Source organism: Pseudonocardia sp. ICBG601, from assembly GCF_020496245.1.
In genome coordinates, this window is sequence record NZ_JAHLJA010000152.1 from 120,789 (window position 1) to 137,313 (window position 16,525).

18 protein-coding genes are annotated in these 16,525 nt (G+C 74.3%); 6 read left to right on the forward strand and 12 right to left on the reverse strand.

The genetic code is table 11. The features are described from left to right. Positions 1–7: 7 nt before the first annotated feature. The 3 genes from KPL57_RS50855 to KPL57_RS70880 are packed head-to-tail and all read right to left on the reverse strand — an operon-like array spanning position 8 to position 2,942. Positions 8–1,096: a DUF3500 domain-containing protein gene (locus tag KPL57_RS50855; RefSeq protein ID WP_226357618.1), complete on the reverse strand. Its 1,089-nt coding sequence runs from the start codon at positions 1,094–1,096 to the stop codon at positions 8–10. 26 nt (positions 1,097–1,122) lie between these two features. Further along, entirely contained in the window at positions 1,123–1,818 is a 696-nt protein-coding gene (locus KPL57_RS50860; RefSeq protein WP_226357619.1) for a response regulator transcription factor, read from the reverse strand. Further along, the gene (locus tag KPL57_RS70880; protein ID WP_226357620.1) at positions 1,815–2,942 is read right to left on the reverse strand and encodes a histidine kinase; all 1,128 of its coding nucleotides are present in this window, start codon (positions 2,940–2,942) and stop codon (positions 1,815–1,817) included. Before KPL57_RS70880 ends, KPL57_RS50860 begins: the two co-directional genes overlap by 4 nt. Before the next feature lie 204 nt (positions 2,943–3,146). Between KPL57_RS70880 and KPL57_RS50870 the strand changes: the two genes are divergently transcribed. From KPL57_RS50870 to KPL57_RS50880, 3 genes are all read left to right on the forward strand, one after another. Next, complete coding sequence (locus KPL57_RS50870) at positions 3,147–3,416, forward strand: hypothetical protein (protein ID WP_226357621.1); 270 nt, start codon at positions 3,147–3,149, stop codon at positions 3,414–3,416. Positions 3,417–3,527: 111 nt separating this feature from the next. Next, on the forward strand, positions 3,528–4,517 hold the full coding sequence (locus tag KPL57_RS50875) for a DUF4331 domain-containing protein (protein ID WP_226357622.1): 990 nt from the start codon (positions 3,528–3,530) through the stop codon (positions 4,515–4,517). Between the two features lie 77 nt (positions 4,518–4,594). Then, positions 4,595–4,942, forward strand: coding sequence for a hypothetical protein (locus KPL57_RS50880; RefSeq protein WP_226357623.1), 348 nt, complete (start codon positions 4,595–4,597; stop codon positions 4,940–4,942). On the opposite strand, the gene KPL57_RS50885 is transcribed toward KPL57_RS50880, so the two are convergent. From KPL57_RS50885 to KPL57_RS50905, 5 genes are read right to left on the reverse strand one after another with little or no spacing between them, the layout of a single operon-like run. Next, positions 4,915–5,895: a GlxA family transcriptional regulator gene (locus tag KPL57_RS50885; RefSeq protein ID WP_226357624.1), complete on the reverse strand. Its 981-nt coding sequence runs from the start codon at positions 5,893–5,895 to the stop codon at positions 4,915–4,917. The two genes, KPL57_RS50880 and KPL57_RS50885, sit on opposite strands and share 28 nt — an antisense overlap. Next, a complete protein-coding gene (locus KPL57_RS50890) occupies positions 5,882–8,233 on the reverse strand; it encodes an excinuclease ABC subunit UvrA (RefSeq protein WP_226357625.1) in 2,352 nt (783 codons plus the stop codon). Before KPL57_RS50890 ends, KPL57_RS50885 begins: the two co-directional genes overlap by 14 nt. A 24-nt stretch (positions 8,234–8,257) precedes the next feature. Further along, on the reverse strand, positions 8,258–8,677 hold the full coding sequence (locus KPL57_RS50895) for a VOC family protein (RefSeq protein ID WP_226357626.1): 420 nt from the start codon (positions 8,675–8,677) through the stop codon (positions 8,258–8,260). 5 nt (positions 8,678–8,682) lie between these two features. Beyond that, positions 8,683–9,126 carry a helix-turn-helix transcriptional regulator gene (locus KPL57_RS50900; protein ID WP_226357627.1) on the reverse strand — a complete coding sequence of 148 codons (444 nt, stop codon included), beginning with the start codon at positions 9,124–9,126 and terminating at the stop codon, positions 8,683–8,685. Next, positions 9,123–9,884: an alpha/beta fold hydrolase gene (locus KPL57_RS50905; RefSeq protein WP_226357628.1), complete on the reverse strand. Its 762-nt coding sequence runs from the start codon at positions 9,882–9,884 to the stop codon at positions 9,123–9,125. Before KPL57_RS50905 ends, KPL57_RS50900 begins: the two co-directional genes overlap by 4 nt. Before the next feature lie 73 nt (positions 9,885–9,957). On the opposite strand from KPL57_RS50905, the gene KPL57_RS50910 reads away from it, so the two are divergent. The 3 genes from KPL57_RS50910 to KPL57_RS50920 all read left to right on the forward strand — a co-directional run bounded on the left by KPL57_RS50910 (position 9,958) and on the right by KPL57_RS50920 (position 12,532). Further along, positions 9,958–10,902, forward strand: coding sequence for an NAD(P)/FAD-dependent oxidoreductase (locus KPL57_RS50910; protein WP_226357629.1), 945 nt, complete (start codon positions 9,958–9,960; stop codon positions 10,900–10,902). A 9-nt stretch (positions 10,903–10,911) separates the two neighbouring features. Beyond that, a complete protein-coding gene (locus KPL57_RS50915) occupies positions 10,912–11,148 on the forward strand; it encodes a zinc-ribbon domain-containing protein (RefSeq protein WP_178373496.1) in 237 nt (78 codons plus the stop codon). A 397-nt stretch (positions 11,149–11,545) separates the two neighbouring features. After that, a complete protein-coding gene (locus KPL57_RS50920) occupies positions 11,546–12,532 on the forward strand; it encodes an HNH endonuclease signature motif containing protein (RefSeq protein ID WP_226357630.1) in 987 nt (328 codons plus the stop codon). Between the two features lie 73 nt (positions 12,533–12,605). Here the strand turns inward: KPL57_RS50920 and KPL57_RS50925 are convergent, their stop codons facing one another. From KPL57_RS50925 to KPL57_RS50940, 4 genes are read right to left on the reverse strand one after another with little or no spacing between them, the layout of a single operon-like run. Then, positions 12,606–13,610, reverse strand: a complete 1,005-nt coding sequence (locus KPL57_RS50925; protein WP_226357631.1) for an ABC transporter ATP-binding protein — start codon at positions 13,608–13,610, stop codon at positions 12,606–12,608. Further along, positions 13,607–14,581: an ABC transporter ATP-binding protein gene (locus tag KPL57_RS50930; RefSeq protein WP_226357632.1), complete on the reverse strand. Its 975-nt coding sequence runs from the start codon at positions 14,579–14,581 to the stop codon at positions 13,607–13,609. The genes KPL57_RS50925 and KPL57_RS50930 overlap by 4 nt, the downstream gene beginning before the upstream one ends. Beyond that, positions 14,578–15,516 carry an ABC transporter permease gene (locus KPL57_RS50935; protein ID WP_226357633.1) on the reverse strand — a complete coding sequence of 313 codons (939 nt, stop codon included), beginning with the start codon at positions 15,514–15,516 and terminating at the stop codon, positions 14,578–14,580. Before KPL57_RS50935 ends, KPL57_RS50930 begins: the two co-directional genes overlap by 4 nt. Next, on the reverse strand, positions 15,509–16,435 hold the full coding sequence (locus KPL57_RS50940) for an ABC transporter permease (protein WP_226357634.1): 927 nt from the start codon (positions 16,433–16,435) through the stop codon (positions 15,509–15,511). Before KPL57_RS50940 ends, KPL57_RS50935 begins: the two co-directional genes overlap by 8 nt. Between the last annotated feature and the right edge of the window lie 90 nt (positions 16,436–16,525).

The window sequence follows — 16,525 nt, forward strand, 5'->3', positions numbered from 1 at the left end:
AGGGGACTCACCGGTGGGCGAAGGCCCGGTGGTGGTCGTCGAGCAGGTCCACGCCGAAGTCGTTCTCCGGGTCGCGCCACACCGAGTGGGCGTGGTCCGCGCCGTCCTGGGTGTTGTCCCACTCCAGCAGCAGCCGCGGCCCCTGGATCCGGTGGTAGTGCGGCTCCCCCGGCTCCAGCGAGCCCGCCCAGGCGATGTGCACCTCGTCGAGGGCGGCGTCGTCGTCGTAGCGGCCGGCGGGTGAGACCCCGGCCGGTGCCCGGTCCAGGTAGGCCGAGAGCAGGCGGCGCAGCAGGTCGCGGCCGCGGTCGTCGAGCGCGCTCGCCGGGACACCGCGCGGCGCGCCGGTGAGCGCGACGGCCTCGGTGCCGCCGACCGGGTCCACCGGCCCGGGCGGGCTCTCCCGCCGGACCGCCGAGGTCGGCAGCGGCCGGTCGCCCGGCGCGACCAGCGGCCGGTTCGCCGTCACCAGGTCCGGTGGGGCCCCGGCGGACAGGACCGCGGCCCCGGCGAGCTCGGGCGGGAGCCCGCGGACGATCTCCCGGGCCAGGTCCTCGGTCGGCCCGAGCGGGCGCGCGACACCCCCGCCGAGCAGCGGCGTCGTCGCGGGGTTCGCGCCGAGGAAGCACGGCGTGGCCGCGGCCACCCGCCCGTCGACGACGAGTGCGTTCACCGACACGTGGTGCCCGCCGAAGCGCCAGCCCCAGGTGCGCGCGCCCGGGTCACCGAAGATCCGCAGGTGGTAGAGCGCCGGGTCCCGGAACCGCTCCCGGTACGGCCGGGTGGGCCAGTCCTGCGCCCGGTCCAGGACGTTCTCCAGCCCCATGACCGTCGCCACGGTGGCGTAGCCGGCCTCGGACAGCCCTGAGGCGACGAGCCGCATCGCGCGCTGCTGCTGCACAGGGGTCTGCGCGTGCAGCGTCAGCCCGCCGTGGTCGGTGGGGGTGTAGAACCAGCGACGACGCTCGGCGTCGGACCCGGCGTCGCCGGACGGGCCGTCGCCGCGGGCGGTCGCGAGCCGGTCGTCGTCCAGGGTGTCCAGCCAGGCCGCGGCCGTGTCCGCCATCGCCGCGGCGACCGTCTCGCTCGTCGTCACACGGCCACGCTAGTCCGCCGGACGGGTCAGTCCGTCGCGTCGCGGACGAGCAGCGCGATCTGCACCCGGTTGTCCAGGCCCAGCTCGCGCAGCAGCCGGGACACGTAGGACTTCACCGTCGCCACCGACATGTGCAGCTCGGCGGCGATGTCGGCGTTGGAGCCGCCGCGGGCGACGGCCTCGGCGACGTCGCGCTCGCGGCCGGCGAGCCGGTCGAGCCGGGCCCGGGCGGCGTGCCTGCGGTCGACCGGCCCGGCGCCGTCGCCGCGGACGATGCCGATCAACCGCCGAGTGATCGCCGGGGACAGCACGGCGTCGCCGTCGGCGGCGGCGCGGACGGCCTCGACGATCCCCTCGGGCGCGGCGTCCTTGAGCAGGAACCCGCTCGCCCCGGCGCGCAGCGCCCGCACGACGTGCTCGTCGGCGTCGAACGTGGTCAGCACGACGACGGTCGGGGCGTCGGGCCGCGAGGTCACCTCCCGGGTCGCGGCGACGCCGTCGACGCGGCGCATCCGCAGGTCCATCAGCACCACGTGCGGCCGCCCCGCGGCGACGGCGGCGGGCACCTCGTCGCCGTCACCGGCGTCGCCGACCACCTGGATGCGCCGTACCGGTCCGGTGCCGTCGCCGGGCAGCGCGTGCCCGTCGAGCATCACCCGCAGCCCGGAGCGGACGAGCGGGTCGTCGTCGACGAGCAGCACCCGGATCGCGCTCGCGGTCATCCCGCCTCCTCCCGCCACGGCAGCACCGCGCGCAGCAGGTGGCCCGACGGCGTCGGGCCGTGGGTCAGCGTCCCGCCGGCGAGGGTCTCGACCCGCTCGCGCAGCCCGACCAGGCCGGTCCCGGCACCCTCGGGCGCCGGACCGGCCGCGGACGGCCCGGAGGTGACGGTGACGGTGAGGTCCCGGCCGGGCCGCCCGTCGAGGGCGACCTCGACCCGGGCCCCGGGTGCGTGCCGGGCGGCGTTGGTCAGGCCCTCGCGGACCACCCGGTGCACGACCCCGGCCAGCGGGCGCCCCGGCGGGGACACCGTCAGCAGCGCCGTCGACCGGAGGCGGACGTCCGCGCCGACCGCGCGGGCCTCGGCGACGAGCTCCTCGACCGCGCCGAGGTCGTCGACCTCGTCGGGGACGTCGCCGGTGGGCTCGTGCAGCACCTGGACGATCGTGCGCAGGTCCTCCATCGCGCGGTGGGTGGTGTCGCTCAGCACCCGCGCGGTCTCGCGGACGGTGCGGGCGGGCAGGTCCCCGCGCAGCGCCAGCGCCCCGGCGTGCACCGACAGCAACGACAACCGGTGCCCGAGCCGGTCGTGCATCTCCCCGGCGATCCGGCGCCGCTCGTCGGCGCGGGCCTGCTCCTCGCGCACCGCACGCTCGGCCTCGGCGCGGGCGAGCCGCTCGCGCAGGTCGTCGACCATCGCGCGACGGATCCCGGTCAGCAGGCCCGCGGTCACCGAGATGGCCTGGAACGCGACGGCGCCGCCGAGCAGCACCAGCACCGTCGGCCCGTCGGGGACGTTGCGGTACAGCGTGACCGCGGCGGTCCCCACCGCCAAGGCCAGCACCGGCAGCGTCTCCACCGCGCGGCGCCGGGTCGCGATCACGAACACCCCGACCAGCGGCAGGTAGGTGGCGACGGGCGAGACGAGCGGGCCGAGCACGGCCAGCACCGCGAACACGCGCGGCGCCCGGTAGCGCACCGTGATCGAGCCGATCATCAGCAGTCCGACGACGAGCAGCGTCCACTGCAGTACCCCGGCGGTGGCCTGCGTCTCGGCGACGGTGAGCCCGGCGGCGAGCACCGCGACCACCAGCACGGCGGAGATCACGGCGGGGCGGACCGGCACACGTCGACCATAGGGGGCGGACCGGCGCCGTCCAGCAGGTTTCCGCTCGAACGGGACGACCACCGGTCCCCCTCCCGTCTCCCGACCCCCCGGGATCGACGGTCAGCCTGCCGGGCGGCGCGACGGTGGCGCACCCGCCGAAGGTCGCGCGCACCGCGACCGAAGTCGCCGGGCCGCGTCACCCGGAATGAGTACGATTCGGACATGCCGGAACCGCACAGCCACCGCGAGAGCGGGCAGCACGTCATCGAGCACGCGCTCGACCTCCTCGAGGCGGCCGACAAGGCGCAGGACTACCCCCAGGCGACCGACGGCCACACCGCCGCCACCGCCTACGCGGTGAGCGCGCTCTACCAGGAGATGCGCCACGGCGACGACCAGCTCGCGGTGCTGATCTCCGCGGTGCAGGAGCAGACCGCGGTGCTGCGCGAGATCCGGGACTCGTTGCGGGACGGGGCACGTACCGGAAATTGATGATGTCTCGGGCATCCACCGCGATCCCGGGATGACCGCTCCCCCGTCCTCGGTTGTGCGCGATCGAAGCGGCCGGCCGGACCGTCCGCCGAGCGGCCCCGGAGCGTGCGCATGTCCCAGCCGGTCGACCCCCGTCTGCGGGTCGCGGACCTGTTCGTGTTCCGCGGCCGCCGGGGCACCGTCCTGGCCCTGACCACCGACCGTTCCGCGGTGGGCGGTCTCGCGTCCGGCGCGACCTACGACCTGCGCATCGACGGCGACGGCGACGCGGTCGAGGACCTGACCTACCGGGTCGTCGTCGACGGCGCCGACCCCGCCGACGGCACCCGCCCGGTCGTGCTGCGCAGGCTGAGCGGCGCCGACGCCGAGGACCCGGCGGCGTGCGGGACGGTCGTCGCCGCGGGCCGCACCGGGTCGACCGTGGCGGGCACCGACGGGCTGCGGCTGTGGACCGGCACCGCCGCCGACCCGGCGCCGGTCGACCCCGGGCTGCTCGCCGCGGTCACCACCGCCGTCGAGCACGGGACACCGGTCGACCTGTCCGGCCGGGTGCTGCCCGCGGCCCCGCCGACCGGGAACCGGGTCGCCGCGGTCGTGCTGGAGATCCCCGACGCCGTGCTCGCCCCGGTCGCGATGCGCGCCGCGGGCCGGATCGGGGTGTGGGCCACCGTCGCGCCCGCCGCCGGGCAGGGCGGCCCGCAGACCCACCGGCGCGGCCTGCCCCTGGTCGGGGAGGTCCTCGCCGGGCTCGACGCGCCGCTGCGCGAGCACCTGGGCCGGGGCCGCCCGGCCGCCGACCGCGCCGAGTTCGGCGGGATGTTCGCGAAGAAGGCCGAGCAGGTCGTCGCCGCCGGTGCCGCGGTGGGCGACCCGCGCGCCTACGCCCGCCGGGTCGCCGACCGGCTGCTGCCCGACGTGCTGCCCTACACGATCGGCACCACCGCCTCGTTCGGTTTCGCGGGGTGGAACGGCCGCGACCCCGCCGACGACGCCGCCGGGGTCGTCTGCAGCGTCGTCACCGGCGTGGCGGTGCCGTTCGGGGCGGGACGGGCCACGGCCCACCGCGCGACGACGACCTGGCCGTACCTGCCGCTGCTCTGACCGGCATGGCCCGATCCGTTCGCGAGGTGGCCCGCGGGCCACTCCCGGTCCGGCCGGGTGCGGCCGAGCATCGGGGCATGTCCTCTCCGACCTTCCCCTGTGCCGCCGTCGTCGTCGCCGTCGGCGCACTGCTCGTCGTCGTGAACGTCCCGCCGACCGCCGCGCTGGTCGTCGGTGCGGTGGCCGTCGCCGTCGCGGCCGGGGCGGCCCGGCTCGTGGGGCCGCTCGCGCTGCCCGTGCCGCCGCGGACGGTCGCGGTGCGGGCCGCCGCGGTCACCGTCGTGCTCCTCGGCGGGCCGCTCGTCGCGGCCGCCGCCCTCGGGCCCGGCGCGGTGCCGCTGGTCGCCGCGGTCGTCGCCGTGGCGCTGCTCGCCGCCCCCCTGCTCGTCCGGCGGGCTCAGCCGCCCCGGAAGGTCCGCCGGTAGTGCAGCGGGGGTACCCCGAGCTCGCGGCACACGTGGCGGCGCAGCGCCGTCGCCGTGCCGAACCCGACCTCGTCGGCGATCCGGCCGACCGGGAGGTCGGTGGTCTCGAGCAGCTCCCGGGCCCGCTCGACGCGCCGGCGCAGCAGCCACCCGAGCGGGCTCTGCCCGGTCTCCTCCCGGAACCGGCGGGTCAGTGTCCGCACGCCGACGTGCAGCGACGCGGCCAGCTCGGCCAGCGTCCAGGGCCGGGCCAGGTCGGCGAGCATCCGCTCGCGGGCCGCGGCGGTGCCCGTGCCGGGTCCGTCGTCCGCGACCGGCCGGGCGATGTACTGCGCCTGGCCGCCCTCCCGGTAGGGCGGGACCACGGTCCGGCGGGCGACGTCGTTGGCGACGGCGGCGCCGAAGTCGCGCCGGACCAGGTACAGGCACAGGTCGATGCCCGACGCCTCGCCGGCCGCGGTGAGCACCTCGCCCTCGTCGACGTAGAGCACCGCGGGGTCCAGGTCGACCCGCGGGAACCGGCGCCGGAACGCCTCCGCGGACAGCCAGTGCGTGGTGGCGCGACGACCGTCGAGCAGCCCGGCCTCCGCCAGCGGGAACGCGGCCGTGCAGATCGAGGCCAGCCGGGTGCCGGGACGCAGCGACGCCAGGGCCTCCCCGAGACCGGGTTCGGCGACGACCGACGGCTCGTGGTCGTCCCGCGTCGCGAGCACGACCACGGTGTCGGCCCGGGCCAGCAGCTCCGGCCCGTGCCCGACCACGACGTGGAAGTCCGCGTCGGTCGGCACCGTCCCGGGGTGCAGCGCGCAGGTGCGCACCCGGTAGAGCGGCTCCCCGTCGGCCGACCGGGCACCGCCGAGGATCTGGTGCACCAGGCCGAGCTCCATCGGCCGCACCCCGGGGCGGACCAGCACCGCGACCTCGTGCCGCGGGGTGTCCTCAGGCGCCGACATAGGCCGCCAGGTGCTCGCCCGTCAGCGTCGACCGGTCCGCGACGAGCTCGGCGGGCGTCCCCTCGAAGACGACCGCGCCGCCGTCGTGCCCGGCACCGGGGCCCAGGTCGATGATCCGGTCGGCGTGCGCCATCACGGCCTGGTGGTGCTCGATGACGATCACCGAGCGGCCGCCGTCGACGATCCGGTCGAGCAGCGCGAGGAGCTGCTCGACGTCGGCCAGGTGCAGCCCGGTCGTCGGCTCGTCGAGGACGAACGTCCCGCCGGACTCCCCCAGGTGCACCGCCAGCTTGAGCCGCTGGCGCTCGCCGCCGGACAGCGTGGTCAGCGGCTGGCCCAGGGTGAGGTAGCCGAGCCCGACGTCGGCGAGGCGCTCCAGGATCCGGTGCGCGGCCGGGGTGCGGGCCTCGCCCGCCCCGAAGAACTTCTCCGCCTCGGCCACCGGCATGGCGAGGACCTCGCTGATGTCGCGCCCGCCGAAGGTGTACCCGAGCACCGAGGCGTCGAAGCGGCGGCCGTCGCAGACGTCGCAGGTGGTCGCGACGCCGGCCATCATCGCCAGGTCGGTGTAGACGACGCCCGCGCCGTTGCAGTTCGGGCAGGCGCCCTCGCTGTTGGCGCTGAACAGGGCGGGCTTGACGCCGTTGGCCTTGGCGAAGGCCTTGCGGATCGGTTCGAGCAGCCCGGTGTAGGTGGCGGGGTTGCTGCGCCGCGACCCCTTGATCGCCCCCTGGTCGACGACGACCACCCCGTCGCGCCCGGCGATCGAGCCGTGGATCAGCGAGCTCTTGCCCGACCCGGCCACCCCGGTGACGACGGTGAGCACCCCGAGCGGGACGTCGACGTCGACGCCGCGCAGGTTGTGCCGGTCCGCCCCGCGGATCTCCAGGTACCCGCTCGGGGTCCGCACCGACGGCTTCAGCGACGCCCGGTACTCCAGGTGCCGGCCGGTCAGCGTGCCCGAGGCCCGCAGCCCGTCGAGGTCGCCGGTGTAGACGACGTGCCCGCCGTCGGAGCCCGCCCGCGGCCCCAGGTCGACGACGTGGTCGGCGATCACGATCGTCTCCGGCTTGTGCTCGACGACGAGCACGGTGTTGCCCTTGTCGCGCAGGCGCAGCAGCAGGTCGTTCATGCGGGCGATGTCGTGCGGGTGCAGGCCGATGGTCGGCTCGTCGAAGACGTAGGTGACGTCGGTCAGCGACGACCCCAGGTGCTTGATCATCTTGGTGCGCTGGGCCTCGCCGCCGGACAGCGACCCGGACGGCCGGTCCAGCGACAGGTAGCCGAGCCCGATCTCGACGAACGAGTCGAGCGTGTGGCGCAGCGAGCCCAGCAGCGGGGCCACGGACGGCTCGTCGAGGTCCCGGACCCAGTCGGCGAGGTCGGAGATCTGCATGGCGCAGGCGTCGGCGATGGAGATGCCCCGGATCCTCGAGGAGCGGGCGAGCTCGGACAGGCGCGTCCCGTCGCAGTCCGGGCAGCGCTGGAACACGATGGCCCGGTCGACGAACGCCCGGATGTGCGGCTGCATCGCCTCGCGCTCCTTGGCCAGGAACGACTTCTGGATCCGCGGGATCAGCCCCTCGAAGGTGACGTTGATGCCGTCGACCTTGATCCGGGTGGCCTCCTTGTGGAGCAGTGCGTTCAGCTGGGGCTTCGTGAAGCTGCTGATCGGCTTGTCGCCGGGGAAGAAGCCGGAGTTGGCGAAGATCCGGCCGTACCAGCCGTCTACGGAGTAGTTCGGGATCGTCAGGGCGCCCTCGACGATCGACTTCGACTCGTCGTACAGGGCCGTGAGGTCGAAGTCGGACACCGAGCCGCGGCCCTCGCACCGCGGGCAGGCACCGCCGACGATCTCGAACTCGCGACGCTCCTTGACCTGCTGGCCGTTCTTGCGGACGGTCACGGCGCCGGAGCCGCTGATCGTCGCGACGTTGAACGAGAACGCCTTCGCCGGGCCGGCGTAGGGCTTCCCGAGCCGGCTGAACAGGATCCGCAGCAGCGCCCCGACGTCGGTGGCGGTGCCGACGGTGGAGCGCACGTCCCCGCCCATGCGCTCCTGGTCGACGATGATCGCGGTGGTGAGGCCGTCGAGGACGTCGACGTCGGGGCGGCCGAGGTTCGGCATGAAGCCCTGGACGAAGGCGCTGTAGGTCTCGTTGATCATCCGCTGGGACTCGGCGGCGATCGTCGAGAACACCAGGGAGCTCTTGCCCGAGCCGGACACCCCGGTGAACACCGTGAGCCGCCGTTTGGGCAGCTCGACGGAGATGTCGCGCAGGTTGTTCTCGCGCGCACCGTGCACGCGGATGAGGTCGTGGCTGTCGGCTGCGTGCATGGTGGATCCCCCGTCCGGCCCGTCTCAGGGCCGCTGCTGGATGCGGACCATCGTGCCCGCGGGGTCGCGGAAGGCACAGTCGCGCACCCCGTACGGCTGGTCGACCGGTTCCTGGACGACCTCGGCCCCGCTCGCCTGGAGCCTGTCGAACGCGGCCTCCAGGTCGTTACTGGCGAGCAGCACGGCGGTGTAGGTGCCCTTGGCCATCATCTCGGTGATGGTGCGGCGCTCGTCGTCGGTGACGCCGGGGTCCACCGCGGGCGGGGCGAGGACGATCGAGACGTCGGGCTGCCCGGGCGGGCCGACGGTGAGCCAGCGCATGGTGCCCTGGCCGACGTCGAGGCGGACCTCGAAGCCCAGGCCGTCGCGGTAGAAGGCGAGCGAGGCCTCGGGGTCGGTGTGCGGGAGGAATCCGGCGTGGATGGTGATGGCGGGTTCGGTCATGACGCTCACGCTAGGGAGGTCGCGGGTCCCGGTGCTTCTCGATTCCTGACCGGTCGGGTGACCTGCTTGGCGACGCACGCCGGGAGCCCCTGCGTGCCGTCCCGGGCGGCGCGCTTGTACGCCGACGGCGGCATCCCGACGAGCTCGGTGAAGCGGGTGCTGAAGGTGCCGAGCGAGGAGCAGCCGACGGCGAAGCAGACCTCGGTGACGGTGAGGTCGCCGCGGCGCAGCAGGGCCATGGCGCGTTCGATCCGCCGGGTCATCAGGTAGCTGTAGGGCGACTCGCCGTAGGCCCTGCGGAACGCCCGCGACAGGTGCCCGGCCGAGACGTGCTCGGCGCGGGCGAGCTCGGCGACGTCGAGCGGGCGCGCGTACTCGCGGTCGATCCGGTCCCGGACCCGGCGGAGCCGGACGAGCTCGCGCAGGTGCCCGTCGTCGCGGTCGCTCACCCGAGGAACTCCCGCAGCAGCGCCGCCACCTCGGCCGGGCGTTCCAGGTAGACCATGTGCCCCGCGTCGACGGGGGCGACGGTCAGGTCCGCGCCGAGCGCGGCGCGGCAGGCGTCGAGCCAGTCGTCGGAGACGTAGTCGGCCCGGCCGGCGGGGACGACCAGCGTCGGCAGACCTGCCGGTGGGACGACCGCCGGGCGCGCCATCTCCGCCCACGCGGCCACCAGGGACGCCTGGCTCAGGCGCCAGCGCCAGGCGCCGTCGCGCTGTTCGAGGTGCTCGTCCACCTCGGCGTCGACGAGCGCGCCGGGGACGTCGGCCCAGCTCTCGGCCTTGGCCGCGCGGGCGGCGTCGCGGGTCGGGAACGTGACGTCGGCGCGGGTGTCCTCGGCCGCGTCGAGCATGTCCTGCGGGTCGAGCCCGAGTGCGGGGTCGAGCAGCGCGAGCCGGTCGACGCGGTCGGGCGCGGTCCGCGCGAGGTGCGTGGCGACGGCGCCGCCGAAGGAGTGCCCGACGACGGCGGCGCGCCCGACCCCCTCGGCGTCGAGCACCTCCACCAGGTCCGCGACGTGGCGTTCCAGGTTCCACGGCGGCGCCCACGGCGACCGCCCGTGCCCGCGGACGTCGACGGCGATCCAGCGCAGCCGGGGCAGCGCCGCGAACAGCGGCCGCCAACGCAGACCGTGGCCGGTCACGCCGTGGACGGCGAGGACCGGTGGCCCGGCGGGGTCGCCGGCGTGGTGCACGTGCAGGGACATGCACCCATTCTGCACGTTGCCGGTCCGGCAAAGAAACTTGCTGTTGCGCGCGGCCGCTCGCCAGGCTGGGGACATGGACACAGCACAGCGCCACGACGTCGTCGTGATCGGCGGCGGCCCGGCCGGACTCAACGGGGCCATGATGCTCGCCCGCTCCCTGCGGTCGGTGGTCGTCGTCGACTCCGGCATGCCCCGCAACGCTCCGGCCGCCGCCGCGCACGGCCTGTTCGCCCGCGACGGCGTCGCCCCGGCCGAGCTGCTCGCGACCGGCCGCAAGGAGGTCCGCCGCTACGGCGGCGCCCTCGTCGACGGCGAGGTCGTCGGCGCCCGCCGCACCGGCGACGGCTTCACGGTGACCCTCGCCGAGGGCACCACCCTCGACGCCCGGCGGCTGCTCGTCACGACCGGGCTGGTCGACGTGCTGCCCGACGTGCCGGGACTCGCGCAGGGGTGGGGCGCCGACGTCGTCCACTGCCCCTACTGCCACGGCTACGAGGTGCGCGACCGCCCGATCGCGGTGCTCGGGACCGCCCCCGCCTCCGCGCACCACGCGCTGCTGTTCCGGCAGCTCAGTGCGGACGTGATCTACGTGTCGCACTCGGCGGAGCCGACCGCGGAGCAGCGGGAGCGCTTCGACGCGCTCGGCATCGCCGTCGTCGACGGGCCGGTGAGCGAGGTCGTGCGGGAGGACGGCGCGATCACCGGGCTGGTCACGCCGTCCGGCGTGCTGGCGCGCGAGATCGTCGCGGTGGCGACCCGGATGGAGGCCCGCGCCGACTTCCTCGCCGAGCTGGGCCTGGTCCCGGTCGAGCACCCGAGCGGGATGGGGCAGCACCTCGTCGCCGACGCGATGGGCCGCAGCACGGTCGAGGGTGTGTGGGTCGCGGGCAACGTCACCGACCTGAGCGCGCAGGTGGGGGCCGCGGCGGCCGCGGGGGCGTTCGCGGGGGCCGCGATCAACGCCGACCTCGTCGAGGCCGGGGCGCTCGCCGCGCTGCGTGAGACGGCACGCCTCTAGCCTGGGGGCGTGCTGGTCATCTTCGGGCTGTCCCGCAAGGAGCGCCCGCTGGGCCTGGTCGCGCTGGGCTGCGGGACCTGCGGTCACGCGGGTCCGCAGCCCGCGGTGCACCGGAGGACCCGGTTCACGCTGTTCTTCGTGCCGGTGCTGCCGCTGCGCAGCCGCTACGAGATGCGGTGTCCCGTGTGCGGGGCGGGGCGGACCCTGTCCCGCGACGACGCCCGCCGGCACGGCGCGCGGGTCTGAGGAGCGCGGGGCCCTGACCGCCTCGGTCGCCGCCCGAGGAGCATCATCACCCCAGCTCAGGGATTCGCGATAGCGAACAGAAACTAGCGATCGAACACACGTTCGAGCATCGTCGATGGTGTGACCGCGACCCAGGAACCACCCGCCCACGCCACCGGCGTGCCCGGCGACGGGTTCCCCTCCGGTGATCTCACCCTGCTCCGGTTCCTCGTCGAACAAGCCCTCAGCGCCGACACCTGCGCGCGGTCCGAGTCGGAGTTGATCGACCAGATCCAGGAGATCGAGTCGCTCCAGGCCTCCCTCGCCGCACTGCAGTCCACCCGGATCCGGGCTTTCGCCCGCTCCCACGTGGAGAACGGCCCGGCCGACCCTGGATCCCGGGAAGCTCCACCGCAGCGTGGTCGCCCAGATCCAGCTGGCCTGCCGGGTCTCCACCACCGAGGCCCGCACCCGGGTGGCGAACGCCCGGGACCTGCACTCCGGGCTCGACCGGATCCGCGGCCTGCACCGAGCCGGCGAGCTCAGCGCCGCGAAGGTCACCGCGATCGCCGTCGAATGCCGCGACCTCGACACGACCCAGCGCGCGCAGGTCGACGCCCGGCTTGCCACCGTCCGGGATCTGACCCGGTACGGCATCGGGCGGCTGCGGGCGATGACCCGGCGTCTGGTCGCCGAGATCGCCCCCGACCGCTTCCGCGCCCGCGTCCACGCCGCCAAGGCCGAACGCCGAGTGACACTGCGCCCGGCACCGGATGCGATGAGCTACCTCACCGCCTACGTCCCGGTCGAACAGGGCGCCGCCTGCCTGGCCGCGCTGCAGAAAGCGTTCGTCGAGATCCAGATCGACCCCGAACCCCTGACCCGCACCCGCGGACAGGTCCTGGCCGACACCCTGGTGGAGCGGGTGACCGGACAGGCCACCGCGACCGCGGTGAACCTCGAAGTCCAGGTCACCGTCCCGATCCAGGCCCTGCTCGACCCGACCTCCCCGCTCCCCGCCGAGATCCCCGGCTTCGGACCGGTCCCGGCCGACCTGCTCGCCACCCCCGAGGGGACGAAATCCCTGCGCAGACTGCTCACCGACCAGGGCATCGTCATCGGCGGCGACTCCCGCAAACGCACCTTCACCGGACTCCTCGCCACCCTCGTCAAAGCCCGCGCCGGGAACCAGTGCACCGAGCCCTACTGCGACGCACCCGTCCGCCACCTCGACCACATCCACCGCGACGCCGACGGCGGACGCACCGAACTCGACAACGGACGTGGAGTCTGCGAGTTCCACAACCACGTCCGCGAACAATCCGGCTGGCACGTGGCCCGCGCCCCCGACGGGGCCGTCGTCACCACCACTCCGACCGGGCACACCTACCGCGGACCGGACTGATCGCGGCGTACCCGGTCGCGCCCGGTGCCGGGGCGGTGTCCGCGGCACCGGGCGGACACCGGGCCGTCCGGTCTCAGGTCGGCAGCAGGTACTCCTCGCTGGCGTGGTGGCACGCGCTCGGATGGTGCCCACCCGGCCGCGTCACCAGCGGCGGCTCCTCGGTCGCGCAGATGTCGGTGGCCTTCCAGCAGCGCGTCCGGAACCGGCAGCCGCTCGGCGGGTCCACCGGGCTCGGGACGTCACCGGTGAGCCGGATCCGCTTGCGCCCCTCCCGGACCGACGGGTCGGGCACCGGCACCGCGGAGAGCAGCGCCTGGGTGTACGGGTGCGACGCCCGGGTGTAGATCTCCTGCTCGGTCCCGAGCTCCACCATCTTGCCCAGGTACATCACGCCGACCCGGTCCGACAGGTGCCGCACGACGGACAGGTCGTGGGCGATGAAGATGTAGGACAGCCCGAACTCGCGCTGCAGGTTCCCGAGCAGGTTCATCACCTGCGCCTGGATGGACACGTCGAGCGCGGACACCGGCTCGTCGCACACGATGATCTCCGGGCGCAGCGCGAGCGCGCGGGCGATCCCGATGCGCTGCCGCTGCCCGCCGGAGAACTGGTGCGGGTAGCGGTTGACGAAGTCGGGGTTGAGCCCGACGACGTCGAGCAGCTCCTGCACCTTCGCCCGCCGCTCCCCCTTCGGCGCGACCTCGGGGTGGATCTCGAACGGCTCCCCGACGATGTCGGCGACCGTCATCCGCGGGTTCAGCGACGTGTACGGGTCCTGCAGCACGATCTGCATCTGCCGGCGCAGCGCCCGCAGCTCCGCCCCGCGGCGGGCGAAGATGTCCTCGCCGTGGAAGCGCACCGAGCCCGACGTCGGCGGCTCCAGCCGCATCAGCACCTGGGCCAGGGTCGACTTCCCGCAGCCGGACTCGCCGACGATGCCCAGCGTCTCGCCCTTGTTCAGCGAGAACGAGACGCCGTCGACGGCGCGCACGTGGCCGACGGTGCGCTTGACGACCGCACCGACCTTCACCGGGAAGTGCTTGACGAGGTCGTCGACCTCGAGAACGGGCTCGCTCATACGAGGTCCTCCGCGAACAGGCACGCCGACGCCCGCGCTCCGGGCAGCGGGATCAGCGGCGGGTCGGTGCCGAGGCAGCGCTCCACCGCGCGCGGGCAGCGCGGGTGGAACGGGCAGCCGTCGGGGATGACGGTGAGCGTCGGCGGGAGCCCGGTGATCGCCCGCAGCTCGGTGCCCTTGCTGTCCAGCCGCGGGATCGACGCGAGCAGCGCCTCGGTGTACGGGTGGGCCGGGTTCGCGAAGAGCTGGTGCACGTCGCCCTGCTCGACGATGCGGCCCGCGTACATCACCGCGATCCGGTCGGCGACCTCCGCGACGACGCCGAGGTCGTGGGTGATGAGGACCAGCCCCATCTCCCGTTCGCGCTGGATCTCGGCGAGCAGGTCCATGATCTGGGCCTGCACGGTGACGTCGAGCGCGGTCGTGGGCTCGTCGGCGATGAGCACGTCCGGGTCCAGCGCCAGCGACATCGCGATCATGACGCGCTGGCGCATCCCGCCGGAGAACTCGTGCGGGAAGTTCGTGACCCGCTGCGCCGCCCCGGGGATCCCGACGAGGTCGAGCAACTCGACGGCGCGGGCCCGCGCGTCGCGCTTGCTCATCCCCCGCCGCGTCCGCAGCTGCTCCCCGATCTGGAACCCGACGGTGAACACCGGGTTCAGCGCCGACAGCGCGTCCTGGAAGATCATCGCGACGTTCTCGCCGCGCAGCTCGCGGCGCCGTTCCTCGGTCGCGGTGAGCAGCTCCTCGCCGCGGTAGCGGACCGAGCCCGCGGTGACGGTCGCGGGCGGGGTCGGCAGGATGCCCATCACCGTGTTCGCGGTGACCGACTTCCCCGACCCGGACTCCCCCAGGACGGCGAGGGTCTCCCCCGCGTGCACCTGGTAGCCGACGCCGTTCAGCACCCGGGCGACGCCGTCGCGGGTGCGGAACTCGACGTGCAGGTCCTCCACCTCGAGCAGCGGGGTCATGACCGGCCCTTCGGGTCGAACGCGTCGCGCACGGCGTCGCCGAGCAGCACGAAGGCCAGCACGGTGACGACGAGGAACGCGCCGGGGAACAGGAGCAGGTGCGGCGAGGTCCGCAGGTAGCTCTGCGCCTCGCTGATCATCACGCCCCAGGAGACGACGGGGTCGCGCAGGCCGACGCCGAGGAACGACAGCGTGGCCTCGGCCCCGATGAACGCACCGAGCGCGATCGTCGCGTACACCATCACCGGGGCGATGGTGTTGGGCAGCATGTGCCGCCGGATGATCCGCCACGGGCTCGCGCCGAGCGCGCGGGCGGCCTTGACGTAGTCCTGGTTGCGGGCGGCGATCGCGGCGGACCGCATGATCCGCATGACGATCGGCCAGGACAGCAGCCCGATCGTGCCGATCACCAGGCCGCTGATGCCGATCACGCTCTGACCGACCGACGCGCGGAAGGTGGAGAGCACGACGATCGCGCCGAGGATGAACGGCACACCGAAGAAGACGTCGGCGACGCGGGCGAGCAGCGAGTCGACCCAGCCGCCGGCGAACCCGGCGATCAGGCCCATGACGGCGCCGACGAGCACGACCGCCGTCGTCGCCAGCACCCCGACGACGATCGAGACGCGGGTGCCGTAGACGGTGCGCGCGTAGACGTCGCGGCCGAGGTGGTCGTAGCCGAACCAGGCCTGGGCCGAGGGGTCCTCGCGGGCCCGGGACAGGTCGCCGAGGGTGGGGTCGACCGAGGTGAACAGCTGCGGGAACGCGGCCATGACCAGCAGGAACGTGATGAGGCCCGCCGCGACGAGGAACAGCGGGCGACGGCGCAGGTCGTGCCAGGCGTCGCCGCTGAGGCTGCGGGTGCGGGCCGTCGCCTCGGCGCGACCGGCGGCGGCGACGGGCTTGTCTGCGGTGGCGGTGGTGGGGTCAGTCAAGGCGGATCCTCGGGTCGAGCAGCGCGTAGGTGACGTCCACGACGAGGTTCGCGAGCAGGTAGACGATCACCAGCAGGACGACGACGCCGGTGACGACCACCCCGTCGAGCCGTTGGATGGAGCCGAAGATGAGCCCGCCGATCCCGCGGATGTTGAAGATGCCCTCGGTGACGATCGCCCCGCCCATGAGCGTGCCGAAGTCCGCGCCGAGGAAGGTGATCACCGGGATCGCCGAGTTGCGGGTCAGGTGGACCCCGACGACACGACGCCGGGTCAGGCCCTTCGCGGTCGCGGTGCGGACGTAGTCGGCGCGCAGGTTCTCCGCGATCGACGTCCGGGTCAGCCGGGCCACGTAGGCCAGCGACAGGCTGCCGAGCACGTAGCCGGGCACGACCAGGTCCAGGAACCCGGGGTTCGCCGGGACGGTCGGCGGGATCAGACCCAGCCGCAGCCCGAGGACGGACTGCAGCACGTAGCCGGTGACGAAGACGGGCACGGCGACCAGGAACAGGGTCGCGGTGAGCACGACGTTGTCCAGGAACCCGCCCGGCCGCAGACCGGTGAGCACGCCCGCGGTCAGGCCGATGATCGCCTGGATGACCAGCGCCACGACGGCGAGCTGGATCGTGACCGGGTAGGCGTTCGCGATCAGCGTGGAGACCTCCTGGCCGCGGAAGTTCTCCCCGAAGTCGCCCCGCACCAGGTTGCCGAGGTAGGTGGCGTACTGGACGAAGATCGACCGGTCGAGCCCGTACTCCTCCCGCATGCGTTCGATGAACGCGGGCGGGCACGCCTGGTCGCCGCACTTGCCGGCGAGCGGGTCGCCGGGAAGCGCCCAGACCATGAAGTAGATGAGGAACGTGGTGCCGAGGAACACCGGCACCAGTTGCAGGAGTCGTCGCAGGACATAGCGCCCCACGGGTCACCTCCGGGTTCGGGTGCCCGGCGGTTCGCGCCGGGCACGTGCACCGGCGGCCGGGTGGTCACCCGGCCGCCGGTGTGTGGTGGT